We start from the raw sequence: 2693 nt of genomic DNA, 5'->3' as shown, positions 1-2693 counted from the left end.
AATTATCCATTATCAATTATCCATTATCAATTATCCATTATCAATTATCCATTATCAATTATCCATTATCAATTATCCATTATCAATTATCCATTATCCATTATTAATACTTCGCCTTAATTTGATTAACAATCCAATTAGCCAATATATTTACAACAAAAGTTAAAACAAACAAAACTACCCCTGTATACATCAGAGCAGAAAGTTGTAAACCAGAAGCTTCAGCAAATTGGTTTGCCATCAAAGAAGCGATAGTATTAGAAGGAGCAAAAAGGGTAAATTTAATTGAGTTAGCATTACCAATTAACATTGTTACAGCCATAGTTTCTCCCATTGCTCTACCCAAACCTAACATTACACCACCAACAATTCCTGAAAAAGCTGCTGGAATTAACACCCTAATAATAGTACCCCAACGAGTAGCTCCTAAACCTAAAGAAGCCTGTCGCAAATCAGGTGGTAAACTAGCAAGAGAATCACGAGAAATTGCAGTAATAATTGGTAAAATCATTACTGATAAAATAACAACAGCGGGAAACATTCCCGGACCTCCGGCACGAACCCCATCAGGAATAGAAAAAATTGGAATCCATCCTAAATATTTACCCAGAAAAGCTTCTATTGGTTCCAGAAAAGGAAGCAAAACATAAATACCCCATAAACCATAAACTACACTAGGAATAGCTGCTAGTAATTCCACCATAAAAGTTAATGGGGTACTAATTTTTGGAGGGATAAAATTTTCACTTAAAAATATTGCTGTACCTAGACCGAGAGGAACTGCAATAAACAGAGCGCAGACTGAACTAACTAAAGTTCCCACAATCATTGGCCATGCGCCATAATCCCCTTTACCGTCATTAGCAACAGGGTTCCAAACACTTTTAAGTAGAAAGCCAAAACCGAATTCATTGAGAGATGGTATTGCTTGCCAAGCTACTGTCAAAGCCATTAATATTAGAATAGCTGCTATACCCCAAGCAAAAACTTTAGTTAGGGCAATAAAACCATTATCAAACTTTTTTTCTGTATTACTCCGAGACCGAGTATCTTGTTGAACTTGAGATTGTGCAACCATATAATTTTTTACGTCTATATTAGTTCAAATATATCTATACCTTTTGACTTTTGATTTGGTTAACTTTAGGAACTTTCTGTAGATACTTTTGAGGTTATATTATTTCCCAAAAAAATGCAAAAAATTTAATTCAGAATTCTGAATTCTGAATTAAATTTTCCTTTGATGCTATTTGAGAGTCATATTGTAATCTGGGCTGATTTTATCAGCAGTTTCTAGAACTTTTTGACGTACATTATCAGGTAGAGGAATATAACCTAATTCAGAACTAACTTTTTGACCTTCATTTAAGCCATATTCAATCATTTTTTCTACACCTTCAGCTTTTGCTGCATCAGGATATTCTCCATAAGCAAGCATCCAAGTATAAGTTACAATTGGATAAGAATTATCTCCTTCTGGATCGGTAATAAAAGCTCGTAAATTTTCAGGTAATTTTACTGCCCCTAAAGTTGCGGATGCTGATTCAAATTTAGGCTCTATATAATTACCAGATTTATTTTCCAGGGCAGCCATATTTAGACCAGCATTATTAGCATAACCATACTCAACATATCCTATTGCTCCCTCAGTTTGACGAATCAAATTAGCTACACCATCATTTTTCTGACCACCAACACCTACTGGCCATTGAACAGTTTTGCCTTCCCCTACTTTCTCTTTCCACTCTGGACTAATAGCACTTAAATGCTTAGTGAAAACTCCAGTTGTACCACTACCATCAGAACGAGATACAACCGTAATTGTTTTGTCTGGCAAAGTTACGCCAGGATTAATTGCTGTTATCTTCGCGTCATTCCATTTTGTAATTTTGCCCAAAAGGATATCTACATAAACTTCCCTAGAAAGTTTGATATTAGGAACATTGGGCAAATTATAAGCTAAAACAATACAACCGGCAGTCATTGGTAGTAATATAACTCCTCGGCCTACTTTGGCAATTTCCTCATCCTTCATTGCCACATCAGAAGCACCAAAATCTACCAATTCTTGAGTAAATCTCTCAACACCAGCTCCACTACCCACTGACTGATAATCTACTTGTAGACTAGCGTCAGTATTACTCAAGTCTTGAAACCAACGTTGATAGATGGGTGATGGAAAAGAAGCTCCAGCACCAACTAGGCTTACTTGACCACCGCCACCACCACCACAGGCAGCTAAACCAATTGTCAGAGCTACTGCTGATACTTTTGCAGTAATACGAGTTATCCCAGAAAGATTTATACCAAATTCCATAATTATTTAGATTTCTATATTTCTCTAGACACCAAAAAGAATAGACGAAAGTTTAACATCTTGAGGTTAAGGAAAGGTTAATGCTTTTTGATAATTGCGAATTTTTTGGCTCAACATTAGAAATGTTCATCAAATTTCTCTCGGAAAAATTCTGTATTTATAGTCGAATCAGAATACTATTGTAAATAGTTGAGACTCTACTCTATCTACTCAATCAAAAATTATAGTAGGAGATAGTATCTTAAATTAGGAAACAAATTAACTGAGTTTTACCCTCTTCATTTAATATCCGGATTATTAGTTATAAATAAAATTTCAATTCCTGACTAATAGACATTTCCCAGAATAAAAAATCAAATCAATATCCAGGTATAAG

Annotated in this window: 2 protein-coding genes; both read right to left on the bottom strand. The window is 34.8% G+C overall.

Going from position 1 to position 2693, the window contains the following annotated elements; translation table 11 throughout:
- Positions 1 to 103: 103 nt before the first annotated feature.
- Positions 104 to 1078: a phosphate ABC transporter permease subunit PstC gene (gene pstC, locus AFK68_RS02810; RefSeq protein ID WP_094671460.1), complete on the bottom strand. Its 975-nt coding sequence runs from the start codon at positions 1076 to 1078 to the stop codon at positions 104 to 106.
- 168 nt (positions 1079 to 1246) lie between these two features.
- Complete coding sequence (gene pstS / locus AFK68_RS02805; protein ID WP_094671458.1) at positions 1247 to 2317, bottom strand: phosphate ABC transporter substrate-binding protein PstS; 1071 nt, start codon at positions 2315 to 2317, stop codon at positions 1247 to 1249.
- Between the last annotated feature and the right edge of the window lie 376 nt (positions 2318 to 2693).

This window comes from Hydrocoleum sp. CS-953 (assembly GCF_002260545.1).
GTDB lineage: Bacteria > Cyanobacteriota > Cyanobacteriia > Cyanobacteriales > Microcoleaceae > Trichodesmium.
This window is presented reverse-complemented; position numbering and strand designations above follow the sequence as displayed.

Excerpts from the sequence above, each read along its gene's own strand:
- pstC (WP_094671460.1), bottom strand. The coding sequence starts at position 1,078 with ATGGTTGCACAATCTCAAGTTCAACAAGATACTCGGTCTCGGAGTAAT.
- pstS (WP_094671458.1), bottom strand. The coding sequence starts at position 2,317 with ATGGAATTTGGTATAAATCTTTCTGGGATAACTCGTATTACTGCAAAA.